Annotated in this window: 2 protein-coding genes; both read right to left on the bottom strand. The window is 67.4% G+C overall.

Going from position 1 to position 1,299, the window contains the following annotated elements; translation table 11 throughout:
• Positions 1 to 287 (bottom strand): chemotaxis protein CheW (locus AC0L3U_RS38245; protein WP_247489697.1); only part of this gene is annotated, 287 nt, incomplete at its 3' end.
• A 25-nt stretch (positions 288 to 312) separates the two neighbouring features.
• The coding region (locus tag AC0L3U_RS38240; RefSeq protein ID WP_473364937.1) for a response regulator at positions 313 to 1,299 on the bottom strand (987 nt) is incomplete at its 5' end.

Raw genomic sequence — 1,299 nt, 5'->3', positions numbered from 1 at the left:
AGGCCATAGGATTCACCGCGCAGGTCGACGCCGACCGCCATCGGGATCTTGCCGTCCTCGGGCTTGGGCAGGCCGAGCCGGGCGCGCATGTCGACCACGGTGACGATGCGGCCGCGCAGGTTCAGCACGCCCGCGATCTCGCGCGAGGACAAGGGCACGCGGGTGACGCGCTCGGGCATGAACACGTCCTGGACGCGGGAGATCGGCAGGCCGAACAGCTGGCCGCCGATCATCGCGGTGACGTATTCGACCATGGCGCCTTCGCCGGACTGGGTCTTCTTGGTCATGTTGCGTATCTCCTGATCCCGCTGGTTACGCTGCTGCGCGGCTCAGCTCGGAGGCACCGGCGGCGCCCGCGGTCTGTTCCTTCAGCGCCGCGATCAGACCGGGACGGTCGAACTTGGCGACATAGTCGTGGAAGCCGGCCTGACGGCCGCGCTCGATCGCCGCTGGCGACACCAGCGCGGAGAGCCCGATGATCGGCATCGCGCCCAGATTGCTGTCGGAGCGGATGGTCTCGGCAAACTCGAACCCGTTCATGTCGGGCATCTCGATGTCGGTCAGGACCACGTCGAAGGTCTGCGCGCGCAACGCGGCGAGGCCCTCCTGCGCGGTCGGCGCGGTGCGGACGCGGTAGCCGGCCGCCTTGAGCACCGGGGCCAGCATGTTGCGGAAGAACGCCGAGTCGTCGACCAGCAGCACCGATTGCGAGTGCAGCGACGGCTTCATCTCCTTGCGGGTGAACCAGTCGGAGAACGCCATCGGCAGGAAGTGGCCGACGTCGATCACTTCGGTGGCCTGGCCCTTGATCACGGCCGAGCCGAGAATGCCGGAGGAGGATCCGCCGACCTCGATGTTGAGCCGCTCCTCGACGATGTCGATGATCTCGTCGACGACGAGGCCCATGGAGCGGCCGTCATCGGAGAACACCAGGATCGGCTGGGCGCCCTGGCTCGCGATGGTGACGCTCTCCATGGCGACGAGCGGCATCAGCTGCTCGCGGTACTGCACCATGTAGCGGCCGTTCGAGAACTCGATCTTGTCGGCCGGGAGTTCTTCCAGGCGCGTGACGAGCCCGAGCGGGACCGCCTTGGGCTGCGACGAGCCGGCGCGGAACACCAGCAGCGAGGTGGTCTGCTCGCCCGATCCGATGCTGTGAGCCCCGTTCTCGCTGTTCATGTCATGGGCCGAGGAGCCGGCGGCGCCGAGCGCCTTGGCGATGCCGTTGGGGTCGATGATCATGATGACCGCGCCGTCGCCCAGGATGGTATTGCCCGAGAACATGTCGATGTGACGCAG

The organism is Bradyrhizobium sp. Kon69, assembly GCF_055807515.1.
Note: the sequence above shows the minus strand (reverse complement) of the source record. Positions and strands in the feature narration are given on the sequence as shown.